This window comes from Novosphingobium sp., from assembly GCF_030699305.1.
GTDB lineage: Bacteria > Pseudomonadota > Alphaproteobacteria > Sphingomonadales > Sphingomonadaceae > Novosphingobium.
In genome coordinates this window covers 119,089-133,820 of the sequence record NZ_JAUYNB010000013.1, presented here as the reverse complement: position 1 = coordinate 133,820, position 14,732 = coordinate 119,089, and the positions used below count along the sequence as shown (strand labels likewise).

Annotated in this window: 15 protein-coding genes; 6 read left to right on the top strand and 9 right to left on the bottom strand. The window is 63.5% G+C overall.

The features are described 5' to 3' along the window. The first annotated feature begins 13 nt into the window (after positions 1-13). Positions 14-268, top strand: coding sequence for a hypothetical protein (locus tag Q8Q53_RS06790; RefSeq protein ID WP_305701004.1), 255 nt, complete (start codon positions 14-16; stop codon positions 266-268). Here the strand turns inward: Q8Q53_RS06790 and Q8Q53_RS06785 are convergent. Next, complete coding sequence (locus tag Q8Q53_RS06785; protein ID WP_305701003.1) at positions 265-1,767, bottom strand: CpaF family protein; 1,503 nt, start codon at positions 1,765-1,767, stop codon at positions 265-267. The genes Q8Q53_RS06790 and Q8Q53_RS06785 overlap by 4 nt on opposite strands. Before the next feature lie 251 nt (positions 1,768-2,018). Between Q8Q53_RS06785 and Q8Q53_RS06780 the strand changes: the two genes are divergently transcribed. Together Q8Q53_RS06780 and Q8Q53_RS06775 are read left to right on the top strand one after the other, a co-directional pair. After that, positions 2,019-2,663, top strand: coding sequence for a class I SAM-dependent methyltransferase (locus Q8Q53_RS06780; protein ID WP_305701002.1), 645 nt, complete (start codon positions 2,019-2,021; stop codon positions 2,661-2,663). Next, positions 2,656-3,519, top strand: a complete 864-nt coding sequence (locus Q8Q53_RS06775; protein ID WP_305701001.1) for a hypothetical protein — start codon at positions 2,656-2,658, stop codon at positions 3,517-3,519. The genes Q8Q53_RS06780 and Q8Q53_RS06775 overlap by 8 nt, the downstream gene beginning before the upstream one ends. 16 nt (positions 3,520-3,535) lie before the next feature. Here the strand turns inward: Q8Q53_RS06775 and Q8Q53_RS06770 are convergent, their stop codons facing one another. Both Q8Q53_RS06770 and Q8Q53_RS06765 read right to left on the bottom strand, forming a co-directional pair. Then, positions 3,536-5,215, bottom strand: coding sequence for a glycosyltransferase family 39 protein (locus Q8Q53_RS06770; protein WP_305701000.1), 1,680 nt, complete (start codon positions 5,213-5,215; stop codon positions 3,536-3,538). Beyond that, positions 5,212-6,222 (bottom strand): glycosyltransferase family 2 protein, encoded by a 1,011-nt coding sequence (locus Q8Q53_RS06765; protein ID WP_305700999.1) that lies wholly within the window; start codon positions 6,220-6,222, stop codon positions 5,212-5,214. The genes Q8Q53_RS06770 and Q8Q53_RS06765 overlap by 4 nt, the downstream gene beginning before the upstream one ends. Positions 6,223-6,389: 167 nt before the next feature. Here Q8Q53_RS06765 and Q8Q53_RS06760 point away from each other — a divergent pair, with 167 nt between their 5' ends. Both Q8Q53_RS06760 and Q8Q53_RS06755 read left to right on the top strand, forming a co-directional pair. Beyond that, on the top strand, positions 6,390-7,301 hold the full coding sequence (locus Q8Q53_RS06760; protein WP_305700998.1) for a DMT family transporter: 912 nt from the start codon (positions 6,390-6,392) through the stop codon (positions 7,299-7,301). Between the two features lie 67 nt (positions 7,302-7,368). Further along, complete coding sequence (locus Q8Q53_RS06755; RefSeq protein WP_305700997.1) at positions 7,369-8,700, top strand: hypothetical protein; 1,332 nt, start codon at positions 7,369-7,371, stop codon at positions 8,698-8,700. A 3-nt stretch (positions 8,701-8,703) separates the two neighbouring features. Here the strand turns inward: Q8Q53_RS06755 and Q8Q53_RS06750 are convergent, their stop codons facing one another. From Q8Q53_RS06750 to Q8Q53_RS06725, 6 genes are all read right to left on the bottom strand, one after another. After that, on the bottom strand, positions 8,704-9,042 hold the full coding sequence (locus tag Q8Q53_RS06750; RefSeq protein WP_305700996.1) for a hypothetical protein: 339 nt from the start codon (positions 9,040-9,042) through the stop codon (positions 8,704-8,706). 87 nt (positions 9,043-9,129) lie between these two features. Then, positions 9,130-9,387 (bottom strand): ATP synthase F1 subunit epsilon, encoded by a 258-nt coding sequence (locus tag Q8Q53_RS06745; protein ID WP_305700995.1) that lies wholly within the window; start codon positions 9,385-9,387, stop codon positions 9,130-9,132. Positions 9,388-9,393: 6 nt separating this feature from the next. Further along, a complete protein-coding gene (atpD, locus tag Q8Q53_RS06740) occupies positions 9,394-10,860 on the bottom strand; it encodes a F0F1 ATP synthase subunit beta (RefSeq protein ID WP_305700994.1) in 1,467 nt (488 codons plus the stop codon). Between the two features lie 24 nt (positions 10,861-10,884). Further along, complete coding sequence (locus Q8Q53_RS06735; RefSeq protein WP_305700993.1) at positions 10,885-11,760, bottom strand: F0F1 ATP synthase subunit gamma; 876 nt, start codon at positions 11,758-11,760, stop codon at positions 10,885-10,887. 23 nt (positions 11,761-11,783) lie between these two features. Continuing rightward, a complete protein-coding gene (atpA, locus tag Q8Q53_RS06730) occupies positions 11,784-13,313 on the bottom strand; it encodes a F0F1 ATP synthase subunit alpha (RefSeq protein WP_305700992.1) in 1,530 nt (509 codons plus the stop codon). A gap of 2 nt (positions 13,314-13,315) precedes the next feature. Next, positions 13,316-13,870 (bottom strand): F0F1 ATP synthase subunit delta, encoded by a 555-nt coding sequence (locus tag Q8Q53_RS06725; protein WP_305700991.1) that lies wholly within the window; start codon positions 13,868-13,870, stop codon positions 13,316-13,318. A gap of 156 nt (positions 13,871-14,026) precedes the next feature. Between Q8Q53_RS06725 and Q8Q53_RS06720 the strand changes: the two genes are divergently transcribed. Next, positions 14,027-14,707, top strand: a complete 681-nt coding sequence (locus Q8Q53_RS06720; protein WP_305700990.1) for a dienelactone hydrolase family protein — start codon at positions 14,027-14,029, stop codon at positions 14,705-14,707. Positions 14,708-14,732: the final 25 nt, after the last annotated feature.

Here is a 14,732-nt window from a genome sequence, read left to right as displayed (position 1 = left end):
ATAGCGGCGCGCGATGCTTCTACAAGACCTGATCCCTGCGGCGCTGGATGACTGGCTGTATCACGACTGGGTGTTGTGGTGGCTGTTGCCGGGGATTGCCGCGACGCTGATCGCGATCATTGCCTGGGCTGCCGATCGCCGCCGGATGCGCCGCAGCGATCCCGATGCGGTCGGGCTGATTGCGTGGCGCGATATTTCGTTCTGGTCGACCTTCGCAGCGCTGCTGCTGTTGCTGGCAGCGCTGCGCGGGTGGCTGAACGCGAGCTAGAGGCAGGCTTCCAGATAGGCCTGGTCAAACCCGAACTGGCGGGCCTTTTCCAGCGTATAGGGACGCAGGCCGCTGGCGCGGAATTCGCCGATGATCTTGCCGTCGTCGCTTTCGTCAAGATACTCGAACTTGAACAGTTCCTGCGTCACGATCACATCGCCTTCCATCCCGATCACTTCGGTGATGCCGGTCGTGCGGCGCGAACCATCGCGCAGACGCTTGACCTGCACGATCAGGTCGACCGATTCGGCGATCTGGCGGCTGATGGCTTCCTTGGGGATCTTGATGTCACCCATCAGGATCATGTTTTCCATACGGCCGAGGGCTTCGCGCGCGCTGTTGGCGTGGAGCGTGCACATCGAACCATCGTGACCGGTGTTCATCGCGGCGAGCAGATCGAAGCACTCCGCGCCGCGAATTTCGCCCAGGATGATCCGGTCGGGCCGCATACGCAGGGCGTTCTTGACCAGATCGCCGATGGTGATCGCGCCTTGCCCTTCCAGGTTCGGCGGGCGGGTTTCCAGCGGCAGCCAGTGCGGCTGTTGCAGCCGCAGTTCGGCGGCGTCTTCGATCGTCAGTACGCGTTCGCCCGGGTCGATCATCTTCGACATGGCGTTGAGCATGGTCGTCTTACCCGAACCCGTACCGCCCGAGATCACGATGTTCATCCGGCAGGCACCGGCGATTTTCAGCGCGGTACACATCTTGTCCGACATCGATCCGAAATCGCGCAGCATATCGAGCGTGATCGGCTTTTCGGAAAACTTGCGAATCGAGATCGCGGTGCCACGCAAGCTCAGCGGCGGGACGATCACGTTGACGCGGCTGCCGTCTTTCAGGCGGGCGTCGCAGAGCGGGGTGGTCTGGTCGACGCGGCGGCCGACCTGGTTCACGATGCGCTGGGCGATCTGGAACAGGTGCGCTTCATCGCGGAAGCGGATCGGGGCAATCGTCAGCTTGCCCTTCTTTTCGATGTAGGTCTGTTCCGGCCCGTTGACCATGATGTCCGACACGTCGGGATCGTTGAGCAGTTCTTCGAGCGGGCCAAAGCCCAGCAGCTCGTCGATCAGCACCTTTTCCAGCGCGAACTGTTCACGCCGGTTCAGGGTGACTTTCAGTTCGGCCAGCACTTCCATGATGATCGGGCGGAATTCTTCCGACAGCTCATCCTTGGTCAGCGTGGCGGCGGCTTCGGGGTCGACGCGTTCCAGCAGGCGCGGCAGCACCTGTTCCTTGATCTTGTGAACCGATGCTTCGAAGCCTTCGGCCTGATAATTGCCCTCGTTCACGCCGTTCACGCGGTCAGCCAGCCGCGTCATCGCGTCCTGCTTGTTGGGGTCCAGCTGGGCGCCGATATCTTCGCCCGGCATCGGCATCGAATGTTCCGCCGCAGACTTTGCCGTATCGATGCCGCCCTTCATCGGGCGTGCCACACCGAATTTCGGCCTGGCCCCGGCGGCCATGCCACTCACTCCATTGCGTCGGCCAAATGCGCTCATCGTGCGGGAACCTTCGGAAAATCGGACTGTCCAGGTGCCACGGGGATAACTACCCTGCGGCTTATCGACATGGTGAATAGGACGGAAACTTTGAATATTTCCTAACAAGCCTCAGTCGTGCGAGTGGACGGCGGCATGTTGTCTGGAGGTAAACGGTATCCGTGCGGCGCGGTCATGTGTTGCGAAGTATCGTTAGGATGTTCTTAACAGCCCAGTGGTTAGACCCGGCGGATCAATCGAAGGGGTGAACCATGGACTTGGCAAAGCGGCTGTATTCATCTTCGGCTCAGGCCCTTGCGGCCGTGCCGGTGCTGGAGGCGTTTTCCAACCGCGCACGTGTTGACAATGCCTATGGCTGGCGCCGCTGGAGCGCATCTTTGCTGGCGATCCATCAGCCGCAGCGGATGATCCCGCTGGATTGCCCATGGTGGCATGTTGGCGCGACGCGTGAAGTGGCAGAGTTTCTGGCCCTGCGTCCCGGTGCGCGGGTCTTTGAATATGGTTCGGGTGCCAGCACTGCCTGGCTCGCCCGCCGCGCACATGAAGTCATCAGCGTCGAACACCATGGTGATTGGCACAAACTGCTGTCGCCATTGGTGGCGGGGTTCACCAACGCCCGCCTGTGGCACCGTGAACTGGCCGGTGAAGATTACATCGGCGCGATTGCCGAAGCTGGTGGGCAGTTTGACCTGATCGTGGTCGATGGCCGCCGCCGGATCGAATGCCTTGAACGGGCCATCCCGTTCCTGAAGCCGGGCGGCATCGTGTTGTTCGACGATTCAGGGCGGAAGCGTTACCGGGCCGGCATTGCCCGGTGCGGGCTGCGCGAGCACCGCTACTTCGGCCGTTCCTATTGCGTGCCCTATCCCGATTTCAGCAGCATCCTGCATGGCTGAAACGCCGACGGACGCGGCACAGCCAGTTCCGCTGAGCCGCTCTGCCGCCGACCAGTTTGGCCGGTGGGGTTCTGGGCTGATCCTGGCCGGATGTATCGGCTTTATCGGTGAACGGCTGTGGCAGCTGGAACCTGCCGGTTTGCTCGATCAGGCCAGCTGGTCGCTGGGTGCGGCCTTGCTGGCGACCCCGGTGCTGTTTGGCGCGGCGGACGTTGCGCTGGCGCGCGGCTGGCAGGTGCTGGCCGATCCCGAAGCGCGGCTGGGCAAGCGCGCCGCTGCTGCCATATACGGCCGGGGCGTGCTGATGAAATATCTGCCCGGGTCGGTCTTTCAATATGTGAGCCGCCAGTTCGGCGGTGCCAGCGCCGGGCTGGAACACAGGCAGTTGGCCAAGGCCAGCGTTGCGGAAATCGGGCTGCATGTCGCCGCCAGCATGACGGTGGCTGCCGGATGCCTGATAGCCGTGCAGCAACCGCTGCTGGCGGGTGCGGCGGCGCTGGGCGTCATTGCCGCCACCGTTACCGGGCGCCGCCCGTTGCTGCGAGCGCTGGGTTGCCAGTTGATCGCGTTTTCCGGATTTGCCGCCGCGGCCGCCGTAGTCGGTGCGGCGGTGCTACCCGCAGGCGCGGCTCTGGCGCAGTTCGCCGCGCTGTTCCTGCTGGCGTGGCTTGCTGGGTTCGTGATTCCCGTCGCCCCTGGCGGACTTGGCGTGCGCGAGGCCGCACTGCTGGCGCTCGCCGCCGGGACGATGCCCGCACCGGCCTTGCTGGCCGCCGTGCTGGCGCTGCGGATCGGCTCGGTGCTTGGCGATCTGGGTTATGGACTGTTCACCCAGTGGCGGAGCCGCTCACGCTGATTGCGAGCGGTTGCTTTCAGAAGTCCTGCATCACCGGGTCGCCGCGATAGGGCGCGGCGGGCTTGGGCAAGTGGTCGCCCCAGCGCAGCACCGTTTCGGCGGGCGACGTGCGCTCAACCCGGAGCGGGCCGCGCGCGAACTCAACCGTCGATCCGGCCCGATACACCTGTCCGCCAATTCGCACGGCTGCGCCTTCGATCGTATAAGTCCCCGGCGTGCGGATCGTGATGACGCGGTTCAGTTCCCCGCCCGCCAGACGTTGCCCCGCTACCCACAGCGGCCCCCAATGCGGAATGAAGCCTTCGCGCAAGGCAACCCGATCGGCAGGCGTAAACTCCCACGCGCCGTCATGCTCGGTCTGGTTGCGGGTCAGCGGCTCCTGGTTCAGGATCAGCAAGGGCACCGTTTCGCTTGCCATTACCGCGCCGAAGCTGGGCTCCAGTCCATCCCAGTATTTTCGCACGCCCCAGTTGGTCATGAAGAAATTGGCTTTGGGAAAATGCGCGATCATCCCCGGAAAGTCGAAATAGGCCACCGGTTGTGGAAAGATCTCCGCGACGGCTGCCAGCACTTGCTTCTGGGTGGTCAGAACGCTGCGCGGGGTGCCCAGGCTGATGATTGCGGCGTTCGCCAGCAGCGCAGCCGTGATCAACCCCAGTCCGAAACGGCGCTGCATGACATCGGCCCCGATCGCCGCGCCGACCATTACCGGCGGCAGGATGAAAGTGTAAAAATACGGCAGGCTGTTGCTGTAGAAACTGATGCTCAGCAACGGTCCCATCAGCAGCAACAGGGCGATCTTGTCGGCCTTTGCATAAGGGGCGGTGCGCAGATCGAACGGCGTGCGCAATACGATGATGCCCAGGACCGGCGCAAAGGCAATTGCCGCCAGCGCATAACCCCAGCGCGGGAACAGCCCCATGTCGAACATCATGGTGCCCGATGAGGACAGCCGCTGGGCCGCAGCATGGGCGGCGGCGGGATCTTCGGGGGGCAAGGTCAACATCGTCAGCCCGACCAGCACCGCGGAAAATGCCAGCGCCGCGCCGGTGAACGCGGCCCCGCGCACGATCAGATCGCGGCGGTCATCGGTTTGCACCCAGCGCAGCCACGCGATCGCCGCAAACGCCGGGGCATAGAGCACGATCTTGATCGTGGTAAGAAATGCCAGCCCGGTCAGGAACCCCGCCAGTGCGATTGCCAGCCAGTTCAGGCGGCTGGTCAGCAGGATATACAGCGTCCCCATCAGGAATGCGGCTGCCATAGGATCAGCCCGGAATGACATGCCGTGCTGAAAGACATAGCCGCCGGTCAAATAGGCCAGAGCCGCGACCATCGCGGCGGTTCGCGTCACAAACCGACTGGCCATCGCAAAAATGGCCCAGACGGTGAACAGTTCGCATGCCAGCATGAACAGCCGGGCCACCCGCACCTGGTCGACTGCATCCACCGGTAACAGCGGCAGCCAGAAGAACGCGCGGGCATACAGCACCTGCAACGTTTCGGTCAGACGGCCCTGGTGGAACGCGTGGGCCTCGGTCAGGTGATAGAACTCGTCCCAGTTGACCGGGCGGTTGAACACCAGTTCCAGTTGCAACAGCACGGCCAGTGCGAACGCGGCGAACAGCCAGCGTTCCGACAACGGTCGGGCCGGGACTTGCGGGGCTGACACGGTGGACGCGACAGGGGCCGTCATGCTGCGTTCTTGTGCTGATCCGCGCTGGGTCGTCTTGCGGCTGGTGCGGGCGGATCCAGCGCTGCGACCTGCTCTTCCAGCTGGCGCAGCTTTTGCAGCGACGCTTCCAGCAACTTGCGGTTCGCGCCGATCAGTTCGGCCAGCACCCCCATCAACCCGGTGACGACGCCCAGCACCAGCAACGCTCCGCCCAGCACCAGCGACTGAATGTGCCCGGCACCGCCATCAATCATCCAGAAATACAGGAACCGCACAATCGGGATCAGTCCCAGCACGGTCATCGCTGCGCCCAACAGCGCGAAAGTGCGCATCGGGTTATGAGTTGCATAGGCGCGGGCCATCGTCATCAACTGACGGGCGATAAACTGCGGGATCGATTTGAACAGCCGCGACGGTCGTTCGGTAGCATTGGTGCGGATCGGCACGCTGGTAATTTTCAACCGCTTGCGTCCGGCCTGGATGAGCATGTCGGTGGTGTATGAAAAATCGGTGGTGATGGTGATCCGCTGTGCAGCGGCGCGGCTGATTGCGCGAAAGCCGCTGACAGCATCGGTCACATCGGTGCGGGACAATCGCCGCACGGCAAAGCTGCACAGCCGCTGCAACAGGCGCTTCAGCGGACCGAAATGGGCGTTGCGGCCAACGCCGCGATCACCAATCACGATATCGGCTTCATGCCGGACAATCGGCCCGACCAGCAAGGCAATGTCGGCGCCGACATACTGGCCATCGGCATCGGTGTTCACGATGATATCCGCGCCAGCGGCCAGAGCTGCATCGATGCCAGACTGGAACGCGGCAGCCAGCCCCCGGTTGCGGCGATGTCGGACAATATGCTGAACCCCGAACCGGCGCGCCACGTCGGCCGTGCCATCGTGGCTGCCATCGTCGATCACCAGAATCTCGACCGTGTCGATCCCGTCGATCTTGCGCGGCAGGGCGATCAGCGTGTCGGGCAGACTGCCTGCCTCGTTAAAGCACGGGATCTGGATAATCAGCTTGGTCATAGGCCCCCGGAATTCAGTTGACCGCAAAGCGAGCGGGCAGCTGGTGAGACCTTGTTAAGCATGACTGTTTAACGCCGGGTAAAGCCTTGGCGGCTCACGCGGACGCGGGATGACATCCACCGACAAAGCCCCTAACGAAGCGGCCACACGGCTAACCGGGGAGGCCCATGAAATCGCTGGAACGATCCGGATTGCTGTTCGCGCTGGCGGGGTTCGCCATGCTCTCGTTCGGCGATGTGGTGGTCAAGACGATGGTGGGGCAGTGGTCGCCGGTGGCGATCGCGGCGGCGCGGTATGTGATCGGCGCGATCGGGCTGGCCGGCTTGCTGCACGCGCGTGAGGGCACGGCGGTGTTCCGGATGCCGCATCCCAGGGTGCAACTGGTGCGCGGGGCGGCGGTCGGGATGGCGACGCTGGGGTTCTTCTCCGCGATCTTCTTCATGCCGCTGGCGGCGGCGACGGCGGTGACCTTCACCAGTCCGATGATCACCGCGCTGCTGGCCGCCTTGCTGCTGGGCGAACCGGCGCGGCGGCAGACGTGGGTCGCATCGGCCATTGCGTTCACCGGGGTGCTGATCGTGCTGCGGCCCAATTTCATGGCGGCGGGCTGGGCGGCGCTGCTGCCGCTGCTGTCGGCGCTAGGGATGAGCCTGCTGATGATCGGCAACCGTTTTGTCGCGGGCAAGGGCTCGGCGCTGGCGATGCAGTTCTATGTCGGGGCCTTTGCCGCGCCGCTGTTGCTGGTCGCGGCGGCGGCGTTCCATTTCAGCGGGATCGAACAATACGTCCTGACCTGGCCGCACTGGAGCGTGCTGGCCCGCTGCGCGCTGGTGGCCTGTTCGGCGAGCTGCGCGCACTGGCTGATCTATATGGGCACGGTCCGCGCCGGGGCGGCCACCATCGCGCCGATGACGTATGTGCAGTTGCTGGTCGCGTCGCTGGCCGGGTGGCTGGTGTTTGGCGATCGCCTCGATGCCTGGACGCTGCTGGGGGCGGGGATCATCATCATCGCCGGGCTGTATTTGTGGCGTGCGGGCAGTGCGCCAGCCGCGTCAGGCAAACCTGCGGCGCATGATTAGCTTGAGTGCAACGGCTTTTACCGCAAAGGAATGGCCGTCACACTGCTGACATCGCCGCGCGCCGACGATGATCGTTACCGGGAACCCTGAATTGCAGTCTTCGCTTGTTCGTTCGATTCCGTGGTTATGGGCGCTGGTCTGGCTGGTCCTTCCGGGGCTGGTGGTGATGCTGACCTGGCCGATCGGCGGGCCGCCGATGGGGCGATACTGGCTGGGGCTGGGCGCGCTGGCGCTGGCCGCCTCGCAACTGCCGGGGTTGCGGGTGCGGCGCGCGGTGCTGGTGCTGCTGACGCTGGCCATGGCGGTGGTCTATGTCGGCAAGACGTTTAACATCACGATCTACAATTACGAATTGCTGCTGCCGTTCCTGCTGGAAGTGCGCCCGCTGCGTTCGCCCGATTACGTGATCGGCGGAGCGGTGGTGCTGGCGGCGCTGGTCGCGGGGTGGTTCATGGTCCCGCGCGTGCCGCGCTTTGCCGGGGCCAAGCCGTGGCTGCTCGGCCTGCTGATCGCGCTGGGCGTGACGTTGATCGACAACGGCGCCACTGCCAGCACGGCTGGCAGCTATCAGGGCCTGCCCGATCCGCGCAATCCCTTCACCTCCGCCGTGCGTCAGGCCGGGGTGGAACAACCCGGCCAGGAGCGCCGTCACCTGGTGATCGTGCTGGTCGAGGCGCTGGGCAATCCCGTGGGGGCAGAAGAGCGCCGCTTGTTCGAGGCGGACTGGAACCGCCCCGAATGGCGCGCGCGCTATGCGGTGAGCGCTGGAATCACGCCCTATTACGGCTCGACCACCTCAGCCGAAATGCGCGAGTTGTGCAGCCAATGGGCCGATTACCTGACGCTGGACATTGCCGCTGCGAACTGCCTGCCCAAACGCTATGCGGCGGCCGGATACAAGACCACCGGCTGGCACGCCTTTCCGGGCTGGTTCTTCAGCCGCCATCAGTGGTGGCCCAAGCTGGGCCTTCAGGAACGCAACTTTGCCGAGCGTTCGCTGCAAGCCGGGGCCAAGCCGTGCGGCGGGGTGTTTCCGGGGGCCTGTGACACCGACATCGCCGGGATCATCGGTCAACGGATCAAGGACGCGAAGCAGCCCCAACTGCATTACTGGGTCACGCTCAACACGCACTTGCCCGTGCTGGACGATCCCTCGCTGGGCACCACCGATTGCGATCATGGCGGGGCTGTGCTGGCTGACGGGCCGCCGATGCTGTGCCGGATTTTCGTGATCCACCACCAGTTGGCCAATGCGATCACCGCGATGGCGATGGACCCGAAATTGCCGCCAACCGACATCCTGATCGTGGGCGATCACATGCCGCCATTTTTTCAGCGCAAGGCGCGTGAGCGGTTTGACGGGGACAAAGTGCCGTGGGTGTTCCTGCGCGCGAAATAAGGGCTAGCTGGCAGTCAGCCGACCGAGCCAGGCCTGCGCCTGCTTCGGCTCACCCACAGCCTGCGAACTGACCGGCCCGCGCGCGGCCATGAATTCGTGATGCAGCTCGAACGGCGGCATCATCAGCTGTTCGCGCATCCGTTCGATCGTCTCGGCCAGTTCGGTCAGGTTTTCGATCACCGGGGCAACCGCCTTGCGCGCATTACGGTCAGCCTGATGGTCGAACAGGCCCCATTTCCCGGCGGCGGTGACCCGCAGGGCGTCGATCAGCGCGGCGGTATATTCCGCTTCCAGTTCAGCACGGTGCGTATCCAGCCGCTCCAGTCGATCAATCTTTGCCATGGGGCAGGGCTTACACTGCGCCCGGACAAACGAAAAGGGCGGCCCCGCAGGACCGCCCTTGTTCATGAGACACAAGTGGAAGGCGGATCAGCCCTCGACGTGTTCCGCCAGCACGGTGAGGCCAGTGGCGCTCACTTCGGCGAAACCACCCTGGATCATGATTTCTTCCGGCTGGCCACCTTCGGTCCGGTAGACCTTCAGCGCACCGTCACGGATGGTCGACATGAAGGGCGCGTGGCCCTCCAACACGCCGAACTCACCCTCGGCACCGGGCACGACGACCATGTGGACGTCGTCCGAGCGGACCAGGCGCGCAGGCGTGACGAGTTCGAAGTGGAGGGCCATGATGTCTTACGCTTCCTCGGCCAGCTTCTTGGCCTTCGCGACGGCTTCGTCGATGCCGCCAACCATGTAGAACGCGGCTTCCGGCAGGTGATCGTATTCACCTTCGACCACGGCCTTGAACGAGGCCACGGTGTCTTCAACCTGCACGAACTTGCCCGGAATGTTGGTGAACACTTCGGCCACGTGGAACGGCTGCGACAGGAAGCGCTGGATCTTGCGAGCGCGGGCGACGGTCAGCTTATCTTCTTCCGAAAGCTCGTCCATGCCCAGAATGGCGATGATGTCCTGCAGCGACTTGTACTTCTGCAGCGTTTCCTGAACGCGGCGAGCCACTTCGTAGTGCTCCTGGCCGACAACGGCCGGGGTCAGCACGCGGCTGGTCGAGTCGAGCGGGTCAACGGCCGGGTAGATGCCCAGTTCCGAAATCGCGCGGTTCAGCGTGGTCGTGGCGTCAAGGTGAGCAAACGAAGCGGCCGGGGCCGGATCGGTAAGATCGTCCGCGGGAACGTAAATCGCCTGCACCGAGGTGATCGAACCCTTGGTGGTGGAGGTGATGCGTTCCTGCAGCGCGCCCATGTCGGTCGCCAGGGTCGGCTGATAGCCCACTGCCGAAGGAATACGGCCGAGCAGCGCCGACACTTCCGAACCCGCCTGGGTGAAGCGGAAGATGTTGTCGACGAAGAACAGCACGTCCTGGCCTTCTTCATCGCGGAAGTATTCCGCCATGGTCAGGCCCGACAGAGCCACACGCGCCCGGGCGCCCGGGGGTTCGTTCATCTGGCCGAACACGAGCGCCACTTTCGAGCCATCCGGGGTCGGCTTGCCATCGGCATCCTTGGCGATAACGCCGGCGTCGAGGAATTCGTGGTAAAGGTCGTTCCCTTCGCGGGTGCGTTCACCCACGCCCGCGAACACCGACACGCCGCCGTGGCCCTTGGCGATGTTGTTGATCAGTTCCTGGATCAGCACGGTCTTGCCCACGCCGGCGCCGCCGAACAGGCCGATCTTGCCGCCGCGCGCATAAGGCGCGAGCAGATCGATCACCTTGATGCCGGTGACGAGGATCGCGGCTTCGGTCGACTGGTCGACGAACAGCGGGGCGTCGGCGTGGATCGGGTTGCGCTTGGCGGCATTCACCGGGCCTTGCTCGTCGATCGGCTCACCGATCACGTTCATGATCCGGCCCAGCGTCATCGGGCCGACCGGCACCGAGATCTGCGCGCCGGTCGCGGTGACCGGCTGACCGCGGGTCAACCCGTCAGTCGCGTCCATCGCGATGGTCCGGACGGTGTTTTCGCCGAGGTGCTGGGCAACTTCGAGAACGAGGCGCTGGCCGTTGTTCTCGGTTTCCAGTGCGGACAGAATTGCCGGCAGTTCACCTTCGAAGGTCACGTCGACGACGGCACCGATGATCTGGCTGATCTTGCCGGTAGCGGCGGTGGTCTTGGTCTTGCTCTTGGCTGCGGTGGCCATGTCTCGTTCCTTGCCTTGAATCGATTAGAGCGCTTCGGCGCCCGCGATGATTTCGATCAGTTCAGTGGTAATCGCGGCCTGACGGCTGCGGTTATACTGGATGGTCAGCTTGTTGATCAGCTCACCCGCGTTGCGCGTTGCGTTGTCCATCGCCGTCATCGACGCGCCCTGTTCGGACGCGGCGTTTTCCAGCAGTGCGCCGAACAGCTGGGTGCGCAGGTAGCGCGGGAGCAGTTCGGCGAGGATCGCTTCTTCTTCCGGTTCGTATTCCACGACCGCACCAGTATCGGTCACAGCGACCTTGGGTGCGGGAACCGGAATGATCTGCTGCTCTGTTGGCTCCTGCACCAGTGCGCTGCGGAACTTGGCAAAGAACAGATGGGCCACATCGAACTTGCCCGCTTCATATAGCGCAACCAGTTCATGGGCGACCTTCTGGGCTTCGGAAAAGCCGGGATCGCGCACGTCCGAGGTATCGAACATGGCGAGCACGGCCTTGGGGTATTCGCGGCGAACCACCGCGCGACCCTTTTTGCCGACCAGATAGAACAGCACGGTCTTGCCGGCTGCTTCCAGTTCCTGTGCCTTCAGCCGGGCGGCCTTGACGATGTTGGCGTTGAACGCGCCGCACAGCCCCTTGTCGGAGTTGGCGACGACCAGCAGGTGGACCTGGTCCTTGCCCGTTCCGGCGAGCAGTTTCGGTGAGTTTTCGCTCACCGTCACTTTACCTGCCAGGCTGCCCATGACTTCGGCCAGCCGCGCCGCATAGGGCCGCGCGGCTTCGGCGTTAGCCTGGGCCTTGCGCAGCTTGGCGGCGGCGACCATCTGCTTGGCCTTGGTGATCTTCTGGGTCGATTTGACCGAGTTGATCCGCCCTTTGAGTTCCTTAAGCGAGGCCATGAAGCCTTACCCCTTCAATCGGATCAGGCGAACTGCTTCGCAAATGCTTGGAGCGCGGCGACCGTCTTGGCCTTGGCTTCGTCACCGAAGTCGCGGCTGTCGCGGATCAGGCCGAGCACATCGGCGTGCTTGTCGCGCATGAAGCTGAGCATTTCGGCTTCATAACGGACCACGTCGGTGGTTGCCACGGCATCGAGGTAGCCGTTGGTGCCAGCGAAGATCGACACGGTCTGCTCTTCGAACGGCAGCGGGCTGAACTGGGCCTGCTTGAGCAGCTCCGTCAGGCGTGCACCGCGGTTGAGCAGGCGCTGGGTCGACGCGTCAAGGTCCGAACCGAACTGCGCGAAGGCCGCCATTTCGCGGTACTGCGCCAGTTCCAGCTTGATCGAGCCGGACACCTTCTTCATCGCCTTGGTCTGGGCGGCACCGCCAACGCGGCTCACCGACAGACCGACGTTGATGGCCGGACGAACGCCCTGATAGAACAGGCCGGTTTCAAGGAAGATCTGGCCGTCGGTGATCGAAATCACGTTGGTCGGGATATACGCCGACACGTCGCCAGCCTGGGTTTCGATGATCGGCAATGCGGTCAGCGAACCACCGCCCAGCGAATCGTTCATCTTCGCGGCGCGTTCGAGCAGGCGGCTGTGGAGATAGAACACGTCGCCCGGATAGGCTTCGCGGCCCGGCGGGCGGCGCAGCAGCAGCGACATCTGGCGATAGGCCACGGCCTGCTTGGAAAGATCGTCATACACGATCACTGCGTGCATGCCGTTGTCCCGGAAGAATTCGCCCATCGTCACGCCGGTGTAAGGCGCGAGATACTGCAGCGGAGCAGGTTCCGACGCGGTTGCAGCGACGACGATCGAGTATTCCATCGCGCCGTTTTCTTCGAGCTGACGCACGATCTGCGCGACGGTCGAACGCTTCTGGCCGACGGCGACATAGATGCAATACAGCTTCTTGTTTTCGTCGGTGCCCGAGTTCGGACCCTTCTGGTTGATGAAGGTGTCGATCGCGACGGCGGTCTTGCCGGTCTGACGGTCACCGATGATCAGTTCGCGCTGGCCGCGGCCGACGGGGACGAGGGCGTCAATCGCCTTCAGGCCGGTCTGCACCGGTTCGGAAACCGACTGGCGCGGGATGATGCCCGGCGCCTTGACTTCAACGCGCTTGCGCTCGGTATATTCGATCGGGCCCTTGCCATCGATCGGGTTGCCGAGGCCGTCGACGACGCGGCCGAGCAGGCCCTTGCCGACCGGAACGTCCACGATGGTGCCGGTCCGCTTGACGACGTCGCCTTCCTTGATCTCGCTGTCCGAGCCGAAGATCACGACGCCGACGTTGTCGGCTTCGAGGTTGAGCGCCATGCCCTTAACCCCGTTCGAGAATTCGACCATTTCACCGGCCTGGACGTTGTCCAGACCGTGAATGCGCGCGATACCGTCACCAACGGACAGCACCGAACCAACTTCCGAGACCTGGGCCTCGGTGCCGAAGCTGGCGATCTGGTCCTTGATGACCTTCGAAATTTCAGCGGCGCGGATTTCCATGTTCAGCCTTTCATCGCCTGGGCGAGAGAATTGAGACGGGTGCGGATCGAGCTGTCGATCTGAGTGCTGCCGATCCTGACGACGAGACCACCGAGCACTTCGGGATCGACGTTCGCCTTGATCTTCACGTCCTTGCCTTCACGCTCCTTCAGCTTGGCGGCAAGCGCCTTGAGCTGGGTGGCGGTGAGGGCGTGGGCGCTCGTCACTTCAGCCGTCACTTCACCGCGCGCAGCCGCAGCGATCGAAGCAAAGGCCCGGACGATTTCGGGCAGGGCGGTCAGGCGGCGATTGTTCGCCAGAACGCCCAGAAAATTTTTCGTCAGCGGCGAAAGATCAAGCAAGCTGACAATTCCGTCCATCACCCGCGCGGTCGCTTCACGCGAAATCCGCGGGTTGCGAATCAGCGCTGACAGATCAGCTGATGTGGCGATTGCTTCGCCCAGCTTGTCCAGATCGGATTCGACGGCCGATACCGCCTTGTTTTCGCTGGCAAGCTCATACAACGCCGAAGCGTAGCGCCCTTGCAAGCTGGCCGTGATGCCGCTGGAATTCTCCACGCGTGACGATTCCTTACCTCTGGTGGGCTGGGGCACACCGCGTCATACAATAATGCATAACAGGCCCGCAGACGGGGGCGCGCATAGCGGCGATTGTGCTGCGATGCAAGCTGGGGCTAGGACATTCCCGAACACGAATGCCGGAAAGGTGCAGAGATGGGCGAGACAATCCGCATTGCCATGGACGATGGCTTTGAAATGCCATGTTATCATGCGATTCCAACGGGTAAGCGGCGCGGGGCCGTGGTGCTGGTGCAGGAAATCTTCGGCGTAACCGACCATATCCGCGAATTGTGCGATGAATATGCTGCCGACGGATATGAAGTGATTTCGCCCGGTTTGTTCGAGCGGGTCGAGCCCGGATTCGCAGCGGGCTATGCCGGCCCCGACTGGGAGCGCGCGGTCAAGCTGGCGCGCGAGGAGCATGACTGGGATCGCGGGCTGGCAGACACGGCCCGCGTGATCGCCTGGGCGAAGGCGCGCGGCGGGCCGGTATTCATTGTCGGCTATTGCTTCGGCGGCTCCGTTGCCTGGCGGATGGCGCAGACCTGCGATGATCTGGATGGGGCATCCAGCTATTACGGCGGTTATGTCGCCACCAAATTTGCCGACGAGGCACCGCGCTGCGCCACGATCTGCCATTTCGGCCGGTATGATCCGATGGTCGATTTCGCGCCGGTCGAGAAACTGATCGAAAAGCAGCACCCGACCGTACAGATTTTCGTCTATGAGGCGGGTCACGGGTTCAATTCGGATCGGCGCAAGGATTATCACCCGGAATCTGCGGAACTGGCCAAGGAACGCACGCTGATGCTGTTTCGTGCGCTGGGCGGGTAGGCGCGGGTTTGACCGCAAGGCGCGG

Bases quoted from the DNA above. Each gene is read 5' to 3' on its own strand.
- Q8Q53_RS06790 (WP_305701004.1), top strand. From the start codon at position 14: ATGCTTCTACAAGACCTGATCCCTGCGGCGCTGGATGACTGGCTGTAT.
- Q8Q53_RS06785 (WP_305701003.1), bottom strand. From the start codon at position 1,767: ATGAGCGCATTTGGCCGACGCAATGGAGTGAGTGGCATGGCCGCCGGG.
- Q8Q53_RS06780 (WP_305701002.1), top strand. From the start codon at position 2,019: ATGGACTTGGCAAAGCGGCTGTATTCATCTTCGGCTCAGGCCCTTGCG.
- Q8Q53_RS06775 (WP_305701001.1), top strand. From the start codon at position 2,656: ATGGCTGAAACGCCGACGGACGCGGCACAGCCAGTTCCGCTGAGCCGC.
- Q8Q53_RS06770 (WP_305701000.1), bottom strand. From the start codon at position 5,215: ATGACGGCCCCTGTCGCGTCCACCGTGTCAGCCCCGCAAGTCCCGGCC.
- Q8Q53_RS06765 (WP_305700999.1), bottom strand. From the start codon at position 6,222: ATGACCAAGCTGATTATCCAGATCCCGTGCTTTAACGAGGCAGGCAGT.
- Q8Q53_RS06760 (WP_305700998.1), top strand. From the start codon at position 6,390: ATGAAATCGCTGGAACGATCCGGATTGCTGTTCGCGCTGGCGGGGTTC.
- Q8Q53_RS06755 (WP_305700997.1), top strand. From the start codon at position 7,369: ATGATCGTTACCGGGAACCCTGAATTGCAGTCTTCGCTTGTTCGTTCG.
- Q8Q53_RS06750 (WP_305700996.1), bottom strand. From the start codon at position 9,042: ATGGCAAAGATTGATCGACTGGAGCGGCTGGATACGCACCGTGCTGAA.
- Q8Q53_RS06745 (WP_305700995.1), bottom strand. From the start codon at position 9,387: ATGGCCCTCCACTTCGAACTCGTCACGCCTGCGCGCCTGGTCCGCTCG.
- atpD (WP_305700994.1), bottom strand. From the start codon at position 10,860: ATGGCCACCGCAGCCAAGAGCAAGACCAAGACCACCGCCGCTACCGGC.
- Q8Q53_RS06735 (WP_305700993.1), bottom strand. From the start codon at position 11,760: ATGGCCTCGCTTAAGGAACTCAAAGGGCGGATCAACTCGGTCAAATCG.
- atpA (WP_305700992.1), bottom strand. From the start codon at position 13,313: ATGGAAATCCGCGCCGCTGAAATTTCGAAGGTCATCAAGGACCAGATC.
- Q8Q53_RS06720 (WP_305700990.1), top strand. From the start codon at position 14,027: ATGGGCGAGACAATCCGCATTGCCATGGACGATGGCTTTGAAATGCCA.